At 72.2% G+C, this 14,173-nt stretch carries 11 protein-coding genes; 7 read left to right on the plus strand and 4 right to left on the minus strand.

The annotated features are described in order from the left end of the window. Positions 1-195 precede the first annotated feature (195 nt). Positions 196-1,053 carry a formate dehydrogenase accessory sulfurtransferase FdhD gene (locus WMF24_RS47660; RefSeq protein WP_437734146.1) on the plus strand — a complete coding sequence of 286 codons (858 nt, stop codon included), beginning with the start codon at positions 196-198 and terminating at the stop codon, positions 1,051-1,053. Between the two features lie 116 nt (positions 1,054-1,169). Here WMF24_RS47660 and WMF24_RS47665 read toward each other — a convergent pair whose 3' ends face one another. Both WMF24_RS47665 and WMF24_RS47670 read right to left on the minus strand, forming a co-directional pair. Beyond that, entirely contained in the window at positions 1,170-1,856 is a 687-nt protein-coding gene (locus tag WMF24_RS47665; protein ID WP_437734147.1) for a hypothetical protein, read from the minus strand. 3 nt (positions 1,857-1,859) lie between these two features. Next, entirely contained in the window at positions 1,860-3,257 is a 1,398-nt protein-coding gene (locus tag WMF24_RS47670) for an AAA family ATPase (RefSeq protein ID WP_437734148.1), read from the minus strand. 264 nt (positions 3,258-3,521) lie between these two features. Here WMF24_RS47670 and WMF24_RS47675 point away from each other — a divergent pair, with 264 nt between their 5' ends. Genes WMF24_RS47675 through WMF24_RS47685 form a run of 3 tightly spaced genes read left to right on the plus strand, consistent with a single transcriptional unit; the run spans position 3,522 to position 8,267 of the window. Then, positions 3,522-5,846 carry an FdhF/YdeP family oxidoreductase gene (locus WMF24_RS47675; RefSeq protein WP_437734149.1) on the plus strand — a complete coding sequence of 775 codons (2,325 nt, stop codon included), beginning with the start codon at positions 3,522-3,524 and terminating at the stop codon, positions 5,844-5,846. 34 nt (positions 5,847-5,880) lie between these two features. Then, positions 5,881-7,290 (plus strand): aminotransferase class III-fold pyridoxal phosphate-dependent enzyme, encoded by a 1,410-nt coding sequence (locus tag WMF24_RS47680; protein WP_437734150.1) that lies wholly within the window; start codon positions 5,881-5,883, stop codon positions 7,288-7,290. Further along, positions 7,287-8,267, plus strand: a complete 981-nt coding sequence (locus WMF24_RS47685) for a histone deacetylase family protein (RefSeq protein WP_437734151.1) — start codon at positions 7,287-7,289, stop codon at positions 8,265-8,267. Before WMF24_RS47680 ends, WMF24_RS47685 begins: the two co-directional genes overlap by 4 nt. Before the next feature lie 58 nt (positions 8,268-8,325). Here the strand turns inward: WMF24_RS47685 and WMF24_RS47690 are convergent, their stop codons facing one another. Continuing rightward, the gene (locus tag WMF24_RS47690) at positions 8,326-8,916 is read right to left on the minus strand and encodes a Uma2 family endonuclease (protein WP_437734152.1); all 591 of its coding nucleotides are present in this window, start codon (positions 8,914-8,916) and stop codon (positions 8,326-8,328) included. Between the two features lie 196 nt (positions 8,917-9,112). Here WMF24_RS47690 and WMF24_RS47695 point away from each other — a divergent pair, with 196 nt between their 5' ends. Further along, positions 9,113-10,141 carry a GAF domain-containing protein gene (locus tag WMF24_RS47695; RefSeq protein WP_437734153.1) on the plus strand — a complete coding sequence of 343 codons (1,029 nt, stop codon included), beginning with the start codon at positions 9,113-9,115 and terminating at the stop codon, positions 10,139-10,141. Positions 10,142-10,172: 31 nt separating this feature from the next. Here WMF24_RS47695 and WMF24_RS47700 read toward each other — a convergent pair whose 3' ends face one another. Continuing rightward, entirely contained in the window at positions 10,173-11,540 is a 1,368-nt protein-coding gene (locus WMF24_RS47700; protein WP_437734154.1) for a hypothetical protein, read from the minus strand. Between the two features lie 111 nt (positions 11,541-11,651). On the opposite strand from WMF24_RS47700, the gene WMF24_RS47705 reads away from it, so the two are divergent. Together WMF24_RS47705 and WMF24_RS47710 are read left to right on the plus strand one after the other, a co-directional pair. Beyond that, positions 11,652-12,950: an NAD(P)/FAD-dependent oxidoreductase gene (locus WMF24_RS47705; RefSeq protein WP_437738945.1), complete on the plus strand. Its 1,299-nt coding sequence runs from the start codon at positions 11,652-11,654 to the stop codon at positions 12,948-12,950. 110 nt (positions 12,951-13,060) lie between these two features. Further along, positions 13,061-14,146, plus strand: coding sequence for a serine/threonine-protein kinase (locus WMF24_RS47710; protein ID WP_437734155.1), 1,086 nt, complete (start codon positions 13,061-13,063; stop codon positions 14,144-14,146). Positions 14,147-14,173 lie beyond the last annotated feature (27 nt).

The following is a 14,173-nucleotide window of genomic DNA, read 5'->3' on the forward strand; positions in this document are numbered from 1 at the left end:
GGCGGCGCGGGACGGCGCGTGATCTCCAGCGGCGGCCCGCCGTGCCGGCCCGTGGCGTCACGAGCACAAGTGCTCAAAAATACTATATATTTCTCTTTTTTTGCGCCTTTGCGCCTTTGCGTTGAAATCTCTCTCCGGATCCTGGGGCGGCCTCGGACATGGAGAACTAGGATGGGGAGAGCGGGACACGCAGCCATGCCGTCGACAACGACCCCTGTTTCGATCCGCAGGATCACGGACGACAGCGCCTCGGACGCCGAGGATCTGCTCGCCGTCGAGGAGCCGCTCGAGATCGTCGTCGTCGCGCGGGCGCGCGGGGCTGAGGACCGCGCCGAGCGCCGGCTCGGGATCACGATGCGCACGCCCGGCAACGACCGCGAGCTCGCGATCGGGCTCCTGTTCGCCGAGGGCATCATCGCCAGCGCCGCCGACGTCGTCGCCGTCGACGAGGGCGAGGGCCCCTCGGGCGGGCTCGTGCGCGTCGCCCTCCGCGACGAGGTGACGGTCGATCTCGGGCGCACCGAGCGCGCGCTCGCGGTGGCCAGCGCGAGCTGCGGCGTCTGCGGCAAGGCGTCGATCGACGTGGCGTCGTTCGCGCCGCCCTCGCCGCTCGCGCGGGGCGTCCCGCGGCTCGCGCCGCGCGTCGTGCACGGCCTCGCCGCGCGGCTGCGCGGCGCGCAGGCGGTGTTCGGGCGGACGGGCGGGCTGCACGCCGCGGCGCTGTTCGACGCGGGCGGCGCGCTCGCCGACCTGCGCGAGGACGTCGGCCGCCACAACGCCGTCGACAAGCTGATCGGCGCCGCGCTGCTCGCCGGCAAGCTGCCCGACCCGGGCGCGGTGCTCATGGTCAGCGGGCGCGCCGGGTTCGAGCTCGTGCAGAAGGCGCTGCGGGCCTCGATCCCGGTCATGGTCGCGGTGGGCGCGCCGTCGAGCCTGGCCGCCGAGCTCGCGTCGGCGCACGGGATGACGCTCGTCGGCTTCGCGCGCGACGGCCGGTTCAACGTGTACGCGGGCCGGGAGCGCGTCGCGGTCCCGGCGGAGGCGGCCCGCTGACGGAGCGAGAGCTCGGGCGGGCTTCCCCGGGCGTTCGCTGGCAGAAGAAAGCGCTGGCACGAGCGGCGCCCGCGCTAAAGCAGGTGGCGCTGCGGCGGGCCTCGACGACAATCCCCTCAAGGCTCGCGAGCGAATCGGGACCGAGGCGTACGCGTCGGATACACGCCGCGCCCGCTGGTCTCGTCGAGCTGGACCTTGACATGGCGGAAAGCCCCTTGAAAACCGGGAAGATGGACCTCGTCGTTTTCCCATGCGAGCTGCCGCAGGCGGGACTCGCTGAGCAGGTCCTCGCCGGGCGTTTGCTGTGAGGTACCCCCGAGCGTGGGCTTGCCGAGGGCGGGGTTGGGGGAGCTCTCCTCCGAGAGCTCATCAACCCGATACGCTGTGCCGAGATGGACCTCGTCGATCGAGAGCCCCAGGACGCCAGCGAGCGCGAGCAGCTTGTACAGCGTCCACCGCATCTGCTGGAGGATGTCTTCCCATTTCCCCTGGGTGACCTTCCGCTTGCACTCGATGATGTGCGCCTCGACCCAGTCGTCAGGCCCGATGAGGAGCAACGCGCCGTCGGCGTTCTTGTCCCCTCGCAGGAACAGGAAGCGACCGGTTTCATCCAATCTCCACTGGATGCAGATGTGTCCTTCCGGGATGGTGCACGCGACCTCGGCGTAGCCGTCCTTCTTGGTTTCCTTGACCGTCGCCTGGGAGGGAGGACGGAGCACCTCATAGAATGGTCCCCCGTCTCCCAGCTCCGGCGCGATGATCGCGGCGAGACGCTGTTCAAGGCTGCCTGCGTGCCGTGCCATGTCCTACTCGTTCAGGAGACCGTCCAGGTATGCGACGTCCTGGCTGAGCTTGACGATCGCCTGGTTGAACGTGGGCATCACCAGGCCGGCCTCGGTGCGCTTCATCGCCACCGCGGTGGAGCGCTCGCCGGTCGGATCGAGCCTGAGCTCGCAGCCAGAGACGTCATCGAGATCGAGGTAGTCTTGCGGCTCGTATCCGAGCCTCTGCTGGGCCTCGGCGCGCTTGTCGGGCGGGAGGCTACCCAGCTTGATGAGATTGTTGATCTCCTGGCAGAAGTTCTCGCTGTGGGTCGTGACCCAGACGAAGAGCCCTTTGCGCACCAGGCGACATAGGACCTGAGCGATGCGGCGCTGGAGCTGGGGATGGAGGTGGGCTTCCGGCTCCTCCAGGACGAGCGCGGGGAAGGACGACAGGTGACGAAGGACGAGGACCAGGGGGGCGAGCTCCGTGACGAGCGCGGACGAGAGCTGCATCGGCAGCGGCGCCGGGGTCCCCGTCGGGTGATAGCGGTACTCGTTGACGGCACCGGCGTCCGCGACGAGCTCGACCTCGCCCGTCAGGGACTGCTGTAGGAACGCGGCTTCTTCTGCGTAGCTCGGGAAGTGCTCGCGCATGAGCTGGGATTGCTCGCTCTTGAGCCCGAACGCCAGCATGTCGATGAAATGGAAGGCCGGGGTGGTAAGATCCAGAGAGAACTCGCGCCTCTCCGCCGTTCTACGGAAGGTCTCGTGCATGCTCCGGCGCGCTGCCGCCTTGTAGAGGTGCATGAAGCCCGTGCGGGATGCAGGAAGGTAGACGGGGGCAAAGTCATCGAAGACATCCATCCCTCCCGGCAAGGCGGTTGAAAGGCGCTCGAGCATAGCGGCGCGCATCACCAGATCCCTGGCGGCCTCCCGGGCGTCGGTGATCTTTGGCCGATCGATCTCAACATAAATGCCATCTTCACCATGCCAGCTCGCATCTGCCACGAATTGGCCGTCCGGCCCCCTTCGCCAGCGGAGCCGCAGGCGCCGCTCGGCGCAGGCGCGTTGGAGCGAGATGGCGCCGAGCGTGACAGAGTCGCTGTTGAAGAGCCGCCGCGACAGTCGGGACCGATTGGCGACGAGCAGCGCATTGAACAGCCTGTCGAACAGTCCGAGCTCCTCGACCGTCAGGTTGTGCTCGGACGGCGCCATCCCCTCCTCGATGCGCTGCGCGATCCACTCGTTGGCCGCCTCCAGCTCGGGACACGGCTGCGGTGCGAGCTCGCCCGGAAGCGCCACGAGTCCCCAGAGCAGCGATACCAGGTAGCTCTTGCCGCTGTTGTTCGGCCCGGCGAACAGGGTCAGCGGTCGCACCTCCACCTCGGCCCGCTCGATCTTCCCGAACGCCTCCACGGAGAGCTGCCATCGCGGCTTCATGGCCCGTGTATGTCAGCGCTGCCGCTCGGCATCAACCATGGCCGTCCCGCACGCCGGCGGGACACCGCACGCAACCTCGCGGGGCCGGCTCGATCGGACGATGCGCGGCAGGTAGGATGGAGCGCGGAAGGACCCCGCCATGCCCTCCACCATGACCCAAAGCTCGATCCGTAAGGTCACCGAGGAGAGCGCCGCGGACGCCGAGGATCGGCTCTCGGTCGAGGCGCCGAGCGATCTCATTGCAGCCCCGGCGGAGGCGGCGTCGTGACCGCGCGCGACGCGCTGCGCGACGTGCAGGCCGAGCCGCCGCTCGAGCCCGAGGCGCCCCGGATCGGCGAGCGCAGCGCGGCCGCCGGCGGGCTCGCGGCCGTCGGCGCCACGCTCCGGCACGCCGTCGGCGAGATGGGCGTCTCGCGCGCGGTGCGCACGCTCTTGCGCGTGAACCAGGGCGAGGGCTTCGACTGCCCCGGCTGCGCGTGGCCCGAGCCCGAGGAGAAGCGCTCCGTCGCGGAGTTCTGCGAGAACGGCGCGAAGGCGGTCGCCGAGGAGGCGACGCTCCGGCGCGTCACGCCGGAGCTCTTCCGCGAGCACAGCGTCGAGGAGCTCTCGCGGCAATCGGACCACTGGCTCGGCAAGCAGGGGCGGCTCGTCCACCCGATGCTGCTCGAGGAGGGGGCGACCCACTACCGCCCCGTGTCGTGGGACGAGGCGCTCGGCATCGTCGCCTCGTCGCTGCGCGCGCTCAGCTCGCCGGACGAGGCGGTGTTTTACACGTCGGGGCGCACGAGCAACGAGGCGGCGTTCCTCTACCAGCTCTTCGTGCGCGAGCTCGGGACGAACAACCTGCCCGACTGCTCGAACATGTGCCACGAGTCGAGCGGCGTCGGCCTCCGCGAGGCGATCGGGGTCGGCAAGGGTACCGTATCTCTTCAGGATTTCGAGCTCGCGGACGCGATCTTCGTCGTCGGCCAGAACCCGGGGACGAACCACCCGCGCATGCTCTCGGCGCTGCGCGAGGCGCGGCAGCGCGGCTGCGAGATCGTGACGGTGAACCCGCTGCCCGAGGTCGGCAGCGAGCGCTTCCAGCACCCGCAGCACCCGATGGATCTCGTCGGGCCGGGGGTGCCGCTCTCGACGCTGTTCCTCCAGGTGCGCATCAACGGCGACGTCGCGCTCTTCACGGGGCTCATCAAGGAGATGCTCGAGGAGGAGGAGCGGCGGCCGGGGGCCGTGCTCGATCGCGCGTTCATCGCGGAGCACACGCACGGCTTCGAGGCGTTCGCGGCCGCGGTGCGCGGGACGCCGTGGGACGACATCGTGGAGCAGAGCGGGGTCCCGCGCGAGAAGATCCGGGCGGCGGCCGAGATCGCCATGCGGTCCGAGCGCACGATCGCGTGCTGGGCCATGGGCCTGACGCAGCACCAGAACGGCGTGGCGAACGTGCAGCAGGTCATGAGCTTCCTGCTGCTGCGCGGCAACATCGGCAGGCCCGGCGCGGGCGCGTGCCCGGTGCGCGGGCACAGCAACGTGCAGGGCGACAGGACGATGGGCATCTGGGAGCGCCCGCCCGCCGCGCTGCTCGACCGCATCGAGAAGAACTTCGGCTTCTCGCCGCCGCGCCGCCACGGGCTCGACACGGTCGCCGCGATCGCCGCGATGGCCGACGGGCGCGCCCGCGTCTTCTTCGCGCTGGGCGGCAACTTCCTCTCGGCGACGCCGGACACGGCCTTCACCGCCAGCGCCCTCGCCCGGTGCGACCTCACGGCGCACGTGTCGACGAAGCTGAACCGGGCGCACCTCGTGACGGGCCGGCGCGCGCTCATCCTGCCTTGCCTCGGGCGGACCGAGCGCGACGTGCAGGCGAGAGGGCCGCAGTTCGTGACGGTCGAGAACTCGATGGGCGTCGTCTCGAGCTCGCGCGGCAACCTGCCGCCCGCCTCGGACATGCTGCGGAGCGAGGTGGCCATCGTGGCGGCCCTCGCCCGCGCGACGCTCGGCGCGCGGTCGCGCGTGCCGTGGGAGGAGCTCGCGGGGGATTACGACAGGATCCGCGACCTCATCGAGCGCACGATCGACGGCTTCGACGACTTCAACGTGCGGGTCAAGGACCCGCGCGGCTTCGCGCTGCCGAACGCCGCGGCCCGGCGCGAGTTCCGCACGGCGACGGGCAAGGCGAACTTCATCGCCCACGCGCTGCCGCGGCACGAGCTCGAGCCCGGGGAGCTCTTGATGATGACCATCCGCAGCCACGACCAGTACAACACGACGATCTACGGGCTCGACGACCGCTACCGCGGCGTGCGCGGCGGGCGCCGCGTCGTGTTCATGAACGCCGAGGACGCGGCCGAGCGGGGGCTCGCGCAGGGCGACCTCGTCGACGTCACGAGCCGCTTCTCCGACGGGGAGCGCGTCGCCCGCGCGTTCCGCGTCGTGCTCTACGAGATCCCCCGCGGCAACGTGGCGGCCTATTTCCCCGAGGCCAACGTGCTCGTGCCGCTCGGCAGCAAGGCCGAGAAGAGCCACACCCCCGCGTCGAAGTCGATCGTCGTGCGCGTCGCGCCTTCCGCCGTGAGCGGCGGATCCGCGTGACGCGCCGCCGCCCTCGTTGCAATGGAGTCAGACGATGAACGCCCCCCTGCCCAGCATCTCTCCGCCCATCCCTGGTGAGCCCGAGCGCGCCGCCATGCGCACCGAGATCCCGGGGCCCGCGTCCGAGGCGCTCCGCGCCCGCCACCACCGCTACCAGGACGCGCGCCCGATCCACTTCTACCAGGACGCGCGGAAGAGCCTCGGCAACTACATGGTCGACGTGGACGGCAACGTGCTGCTCGACGTCTACGGGCACATCGCCGCCGTGCCCATCGGCTATAACCACCCGGATCTGCTCGCCGCGTGGCGCAGCGGCCGCTTCGACTGGTGCGCCGGCTACCGCTCGGCGCTCGGCGTCGCGCCCGCGCCCGAGTGGGTCGACCTCGTCGAGAAGACGCTGATGCGCGTCGCGCCGAAGGGGCACACCCGCGTCTTCACCTTCACGACGGGCGCCGAGGGGGTGGAGAACGCGCTCAAGGCCGCGTTCATCCACCTCGCCCGGCGGCGGCGCGGCGGGGCGCAGCCGAGCGACGCCGACCTCACGGCCTGCATGCTCAACCGGCAGCCCGGCGTGAACGCCTTCAAGGTGATCTCCTTCGAGGGCGGGTTCCACGGCCGCAGCATGGGCGCCCTCTCGGCGACGCGGAGCAAGCCGATCCACAAGCTCGACATCCCGGCGTTCGACTGGCCCGTCGTGCCGTTCCCGGCGAACCAGTTCCCCGACGCGGAGCACGCGGAGCAGAACCGCGCCGCCGAGGCGCGCTCGCTCGAGGCGGTCAAGGCGGCGATCGACGCGCACCCGGACGAGGTCGCCGCGCTCATCGTCGAGCCGATCCAGGGCGAGGGCGGCGACCGCCACGCGAGCCCCGCGTTCTTCCAGGCGCTCCGCCGCCTCACCGCGGAGCGCGGGGTCGCGTTCATCGTCGACGAGGTGCAGACCTGCGGCGGCGGGACGGGCGCGCTCTGGGCGCACGAGGCGTGGGATCTGCCCGAGCCGCCGGACATGGTGACGTTCTCGAAGAAGATGCAGCTCGGCGGCTTCACCTGCCGCGAGGAGCTCGCGCCGATCGAGGCGCTGCGCGTGTTCAACACGTGGCTGGGCGACCCGCTCCGCGGCGCGCAGCTCGAGGTCATCCTCGAGGTCATCGAGCGCGACAGGCTCCTCGAGAACACCCGGGCGACCGGCGCGCGCCTCGTCGCCGGCCTCGAAGACCTCTGCCGCCGCTACCCCGGGGTGCTCTCGGGCGCCCGCGGCAGCGGCACCTTCGCCGCCGTCGACTTTCCCCACGCCGCCCGGCGCGACGCGGCGCTCACCGCGCTCCGGAACCGCGGCCTCGAGGTGGGCGGCTCGGGCGAGCGCACGCTCCGCTTCCGGCCCGCGCTCATCTTCGCCCCGCGCCACGCGGCCGAGGCGCTCGACATCCTCGAGTCGGTCTGCAAGTGACCGCCGGCGCGGCCGCCCCGCCGCCGATCCGGGTGTTCCACTCGCCGCGCTACTTCGCGGACATCGGCGAGCACGTCATGCCGATGCGCAAGTTCGCCCTCGTGCGCGAGGCGATCGAGCGGAGCGGCCTGCCAGCGCGGATCGAGGAGCACGGGCCGGTCAGCGACGAGGATCTGCTCCGCGTCCACACGCCCGGGTACCTCCAGGCGATCGCGACCGGCGAGCCCCGGTCGCTGGCCGAATCGCAGAAGTTCCCGTGGTCGCCGGCGCTCGCCGAGGCGGTCCGCTACACGAACGGCGGCTGCGTCGCCGCCGCGCTCGCGGCGCTCGACGACGGCATCGCGGGCAACCTCGCGAGCGGCTTCCACCACGCGCACGCCGATCACGGCGAGGGCTTCTGCACCTTCAACGGCCTCGTCGTCGCCCTGGAGCGCGCGCGCGCCGAGGGGCGGATCCGCCGCGCCCTGGTCGTCGACATGGACCTCCATTACGGCAACGGCACCGCGTCGCTGCTCGCCTCGCGGCCGTGGGCGTTCCAGCTCTCGATCTACGGCAACTGGTACAAGCAGAACCGGGCGTACCGGGACGTCGACGGCGAGCGCGCCCCGGACACGGACAACTGCTGGTCCGTCCCGGTGCCGAACGGCAGCGGCGGCGCCGCGTACCTCGAGATCCTGGAGCGGCACCTCGGTCCCGCGATCGACCGCGCCGCGCCCGACCTGATCCTCTACCAGGCCGGCGCGGACCCGTACCGCGAGGACCCGTACTCGCCGCTCGACCTGACGCACGACGACCTGCGCGCGCGCGACGAGATCGTGTTCCGGACCGCGCTCGAGCGGCGCATCCCGATCGCGTGGGTGCTCGCGGGCGGCTACACGCCCGACGTGAGCCGGGTCGTCGAGGTGCACCTCGGCACGTTCGCCGCGGCGGTGCGGGCGCGAGAGGCGGCGCGCGCGGCGGGGGATCCCGGTCGCTGAGCTCGGGGCGGCGCCGGGGGGAGCGCCGCTCCGCGAGCGCCTCGCGGGCGCCCGCGGCTCACGGGGCGCCGGTCGCGCGGCCGCTCGTCCACCACTCCGCGACGTCGAGCTCCACCGCGTCGAACGGCTCCGCGCGCACCCGCGCCTCGCCGACCACCACGCCGAGCTCCAGCCACTTCCCCTCGTGAAGGCGGCTCCAGGTGAACGTCTGCGCGTCGAGATCCACGTACCAGAGCCATCCGACGCCGATGCGCGCGTAGAAGGGGCGCTTGACGCCCTGGGTGTACGAGCGCATCCGCGGAGAGAAGAGCTCGCAAACCCAGTCGGGGGCGATGCGAATGGGCTCGTCGTCGGGCAGCTCGGGCAGGCGCTCGCGCTTCCAGCCTGCGATGTCGGGGGAGAACTCCGGTGAGCCGGGCAGCTCGATCCCGGGCTCGGGGAGGATCCACCATCCGCCTGGGCCGCTGCGGCTGCGGTCGTAGGGGTCGATGAGCTCGTGGCCGACGAGCGAGAGGACGCGCTGGTGCCGCGAGCGCGGGCGCGGATGGGTGTACAGCACGCCCTCGATGATCTCGCCCTTGATGTGCGGCGGGAGCGCCTCGAGGTCGGCCATCGTGGCCGGAGCAAACCTGCGCGCGGGGTCAGCCATCGCTCGGATCCTGCCCGGCCGGCGCGGGCGCGGCAACGCGAGCGCGCGCCCGAGCCGTGGGAGGTGACCGGCGATCCCGCCGTGCCAGCGCAAGGCGCAGGCGCACGCCCGTCGCGCGGGGGGCGCGAGGGACGCCGCGCAGCGCGCCCCGCCGGCGCGGCGCCTTCGCGCCGGACTTTGCTGATAATCTCGCGCCATGGCCGACCTGAACGACCCCGCCCGCCTGGCCGAGCTGCGCGGCGCCATGCTGCGCACCGAGGCGGACGCCCTCCTCGACGCCTGCGTGGCGCGGGCTGCCAGGCTCGCGCGGGCGCCGATTGCCCTCGTGAGCCTGGTCGTGCGCCACATCCAGCTCCTGCGCGCGCACCACGGGCTGCCGCTGGAGCTCGCCGTGAGCTGTGCCACCTCGCGGAGCAACTCCTTCTGTCAGCTCGTCGTGCGCGACGAGGCGCCGCTGCTCGTCGAGGACGCCCTGCGCGACGAGCGCGTGCCCAAGGAGCTCGTCGAGCACTACGGCATCCGCGCCTACGCCGGGGTGCCGGTGCGCGTGCGCGGCCACGCGATCGGGTCGCTCTGCGTGCTCGACGTCGTGCCCCGCCGCTTCGATCCGCGCGCCGTCGACGGCCTCGAGCAGCTCGCCATCGAGGTCGCCGGTCGGCTCTCCGACCTCGTCGAGCGCGACGCGCCGCTCGGCAGCGCCGACGTCCAGGAGCGCCTCGTCCGTATCGAGCAGGCGACGCGCGTGCTGGAGCGCGCGCTCCTGGCCCTCGCGCCGGTCATCGCCGCGGTCGAGAGCCCGGCGCGGCCGGGAGGGCCGTCGGTGGACGCCATGCACGCGACCCCCTCGACGCTCGTCACGCTCGCCAGCCTTCGCGCGGCCGTCGGGTGCTGGCGCGACGTGGGGTCGGTCGCGGAGGAGCTCTGCGCCGAGGCCGCGGCCGTCGCGAGCTCCGCCCCCGCGGCGTCCAGGCTCGCCGAGGCGGCGCGGGCGCTGGCGCGAGGCCTGGCCGAGGTCGGCCCGCTCGTTCGCCTCGCCGAGGGCGTGCTCGAGGGGACGCTCGATGAAGCCGCCGCCGAGCGGGGGAGGGCGCTCGTGCTGCGCGGCGCGCTCGATGCGCACGAGGCCGCCTCCGCGGCGGTGAGCGAGATCCGCGCGGGCGTCCTGCGCGCGCGGGCCGCGACGAGCGGCTCCGGCGGCGCCCCGGCGCCGTCGTCCTCGCCGTGAGCCACCGCCGCGCTGCCCGGGCGCGTCGCGATCACCGCGGCGTCGCGGTCGACGGCGGCGTCGCGGCCGGCGGCGGCGCGGCCGACGGCGGCGTCGCGGCCGACGACGGCGTCGCGGCCGACGGCGCCGCGGCTGGCGGCGGCGGCGCGGCCGGCGGCGGCGCGGTCGACGGCGGCGTCGCGGCCGCCGGCACGGCGGGCAGCTCGCGGGTGATCTCGCCCGCGTCCATCCCCTCGGGCGGCGGCGGCTCCGAGCCCGGCGTGACCGGCGTGCCCTCCCAGGTCGCGCTCTTGTCCCGGCTCCCGTAGACGAACGGCGGCCGGCTCTCCAGCTCCCGCGCGATGCGGGCGAGCTCCTCGTCGAGGTAGCGCGGGTTCGCGAGCCGCTCGCGGATGCCGCTGTTCAGGTAGCCGCGGATGTCGGGGCTGTCCGGGTAGTACTTCGTGTACACGTTGTAGCGAAAGAGCGGCTTGAGCCGGTGCAGGTCCTTCGGCCCGGTCGGCAAGGGCAAGAGCTGGACGAAGCTCTTCCGCTTCGCCCGCTCCTCCAGCCGGTCGAGGACGAGCTGGAGGCTGTTCTCCAGCAGGTGCGGCGCGCAGTGATCCGCGAAATCGTCGTAGAGCAGCCGCATGAGCGCCCTCGCCTCGTCGATCGGCAGCTGCGCCTGCCGCTCGCGGCCCATCCGCCGGACGAGGACCATGAACGGCGAAGGCTGGTTGCCCGTCGCGCGGATCTCCTCCGGATCGCGGAAGTCCGGCTGGCGGTAGGGAAAATGGCGCGGGTTGATCGCGTCGAAGCCGCCGCGGCCGTAGAACAGGATGCGCTGCCACGACAGGCGCTCTTCGGGCGTGAAGAACTCGACCTCGGCCGCGAGATCCATGTTCATCCCGAAGTACTTGCCCGGGGCCCCCGGCGCGGGGAGCGTGATCTTCCCCATCGCGTGGAGGTCGGCCAGGTACTGCATGGCGAGCTCGACCGGCGCGATGCGCAGCCAGTACGACAGCACCGTCCCGCGCGCCTCGGGGATCATGAAGATATGGGCGAGATAGATGACGCAGAGATCCGGGGCATACGCCGGATTGACAAGCACGGTGCCGTCGCGGACGCCGCGCACCCTCCCCTCCGAGTCCCGCGCGACGAGCAGGAAGTAGCGCATGTATGTGCCCGACGGCTCGGGCGTGAACGGGTCGTCCCGCAGGAAGGCCTCGATGGCCTCCTTGCGCTCCATCTCGCCATGAGGACCGAAGCAGTCCCAGAGGATCCGATACGCCGCGTCGAAGTCCGGGTCGGAAGGGTCCTCGATGGACCAGATCTGGTATTTCCGGGTTTCGCGCTCGATCATCTCCACCACGTCCTGGTGGAAGAGATCCTTCATGCAGAGCCGGACGCGCTTCTTCAAGGATGGCTCCCGGGGTCCATGGTGTCAGACGGAGCGTTCATCTGATAGGTGATCATCGTGGCTCGCGGAGCGCTCGTCGACACGCCTACGGACATCGATTCCGCTCGCTCCGTGTGGAGCGAGGCCGGCCCCCCCTATGAGCCCGTCCCGCCGCTGCGCGGGGACGCCGTGGCCGATGTGGCCATCATCGGGGGAGGGTTCACCGGAGTCTCCACGGCATACCACCTAATCTGCCGATTTCCGAGCCTCCGCGTCATGATCCTCGAGGCGCGTCACCTCGCGAACGGCGCGAGCGGGCGCAACGGGGGGATGATGCTGAACTGGATCAACGGGGTGAGTTACCGTGATCCGGAGCTCACGCGCCGCGTCTACGAGGCGACGCGCGAGGGCATCGACGGCATCGTCGGGCTGATCCAGGAGCACGGCCTCCCGGTGCGCCACCGGCGCGACGGCTGCATGGAGGTGCTCACCGACGCGCGGCGGGCCGAGGCGGCGCACGCGCGGGTCGAGCAGCTCGCCGCCTGGGGCATTCCGCTACAGTACCTGGACAGCGCGGCGCTGGCGAAGCGGCTCGGCGTCCAGGGGGCGGCCGGGGCCGTGCTGGACGCGACCGAGGGGCAGCTCAACGGCATCGACCTGCTGCGCGGCCTGCGCCCGCTGCTCCTCGCGAGGGGGGTCGCGCTCCACGAGGACACGCCGGTGCTCGGGATCCGGGAGGGGCGCACGATCGAGCTGACGACGCCGGGCGGGGTCGTCCGGGCCCCGGCGATCGTGCTCGCGACGAACGGCTACACGCCGCGGCTCGGCTACTTCAAGACGGGCATCTTCCCGCTGCACTCGCACGTGATCGCGACCGATCCGCTCGACGCCGAGGCCCGCGCCGCGCTCGGCTGGGGGCAGGTCGCCGGCTTCAGCGACGATCGCGACCGGATCGCGTATGCCAGCATGACCCCGGCCGGCGAGATCGTGTTCGGCGGGGGCAGCAACGCGGCGTACGCCTACCTCTACGGGGGGCGGACCTCCTACCCGGGCTCACCCGACGCCGCGGGGCCGGCGTTCGAGGCGATCCGGCGCCGGCTGGTCGGGTATTTCCCAGCGGCCGAGCGGCTGCGGATCGCGCACCGCTGGACCGGCACGCTCGGCATCACGATGAGCCGGCTCTGCAGCATGGGGGTGCGCGGCGAGCACCGGAACGTCTACTACGCCCTCGGGTACAGCGGCCACGGCGTCGTCCTCGCCAACCTCGCGGGCCGCGTGCTCTGTGACCTCTACGCGGGCGACGGCGAGCGGTGGCGCGCGCTGCCCTTCTACATGGCCCGGCTCGGGGGCGTCCCGCCCGAGCCGCTCCGCTGGCTTGGGTACCACGCGTACACGAAGCTGACGGGGCGCTCGCCGCGCAAGGCGGCGTGAGCGAGGGGCGTGGGAGGTGAGCGCGGGGCGCACGGCGGTCGTCGCGGCGGTCCGAGGCGAGCGAGCGGGCTTGCGTGGCCGGAGCGCGGGGCGCTATTCGATGCGGGGCCATGTTCTGCGCGCGCTGCCACCGGGAGTACGACGCGGGCCATCGGTTCTGTCCGTACGACGGCGCGGAGCTCGCCGAGGCGCGGCGCATCGAGCTGTTCCGGTTCAAGCCGACCCGGCTGCGGGGCACCGTCCTCGGGGAGCGCTACGAGGTGCGCGGGTACCTCGGCAAGGGGGCGATGGCGCGCGTCTACCTCGCGGTCGAGATCGAGACCGGGCAGCCCGTCGCGATCAAGGTCCTGGAGGCGTTCGCCGCCCGGGCGGAGCGGACGCGCGAGCGGTTCGTGCGCGAGGCGCAGAGCGCCGCGATGATCGGGCACCCGAACATCGTCAGGGTGCTCGACGCCGGCACGCGCGACGTCGACGGCGCCCCGTACCTCGTCATGGAGTACCTCTTCGGCGAGTCGCTCGGCGACTGGCTCCGGCGCGAGCGCCGCATGGACGCGGACCTCGCCATCCCGGTGCTGTCGCAGGCCGCGTCCGGCCTCGCCGCCGCGCACCGCGCCGGGATCATCCACCGCGACGTGAAGCCGGACAACATCTACCTCGTGGGCGCGCAGGGCGACCCGTACGCGGTCAAGGTGCTCGACTTCGGCCTCGCGAAGATCCAGGCCGCCGACCACATCACCGCGACCGGCACCGCGGTGGGCACCCTCGAGTACATGGCCCCCGAGCAGGTCGTCAGCGACAGGCCCGACGCCCGCACCGACGTCTACGGGCTCGGCGTCGTCATGTACCGGACCTTCACCGGCGAGCTCCCGTTCCCGCGCTCGGAGCAGGCGGAGCTCCTCGCCCGGCAGCTCGTCACCCCGCCGCCCCGCCCGTCGGAGAAGCGCCGCGGCATCGAGCCGCCGCTCGAGGCCGTGATCCTGAAGGCGATCCGCAAGCGCCCGGAGAACCGCTATCCCTCGATGGAGGCGTTCCTCGAGGACCTCGAGCGGCTGGCCGGCGACCGCGACGGGCCGCTCTCGGCGGAAGAGCCGCTCCCGGAGCCGGACGACGTCTATGTTCCGCAGGGATCGTTTGCCAGGAACGCGGCGATCTACTTCTATAGGCGGCTCGGCATGGAAGCCCCACGCTTCGACTGAATCAACACCACCTCCCGCGGGCGCTTC

The sequence above is a fragment of the Sorangium sp. So ce1335 genome, from assembly GCF_051521615.1.
Classification (GTDB): domain Bacteria; phylum Myxococcota_A; class Polyangia; order Polyangiales; family Polyangiaceae; genus Sorangium.

Bases quoted from the DNA above. Each gene is read 5' to 3' on its own strand.
- WMF24_RS47660 (WP_437734146.1), top strand. From the start codon at position 196: ATGCCGTCGACAACGACCCCTGTTTCGATCCGCAGGATCACGGACGAC.
- WMF24_RS47665 (WP_437734147.1), bottom strand. From the start codon at position 1,856: ATGGCACGGCACGCAGGCAGCCTTGAACAGCGTCTCGCCGCGATCATC.
- WMF24_RS47670 (WP_437734148.1), bottom strand. From the start codon at position 3,257: ATGAAGCCGCGATGGCAGCTCTCCGTGGAGGCGTTCGGGAAGATCGAG.
- WMF24_RS47680 (WP_437734150.1), top strand. From the start codon at position 5,881: ATGAACGCCCCCCTGCCCAGCATCTCTCCGCCCATCCCTGGTGAGCCC.
- WMF24_RS47690 (WP_437734152.1), bottom strand. From the start codon at position 8,916: ATGGCTGACCCCGCGCGCAGGTTTGCTCCGGCCACGATGGCCGACCTC.
- WMF24_RS47695 (WP_437734153.1), top strand. From the start codon at position 9,113: ATGGCCGACCTGAACGACCCCGCCCGCCTGGCCGAGCTGCGCGGCGCC.
- WMF24_RS47710 (WP_437734155.1), top strand. From the start codon at position 13,061: ATGTTCTGCGCGCGCTGCCACCGGGAGTACGACGCGGGCCATCGGTTC.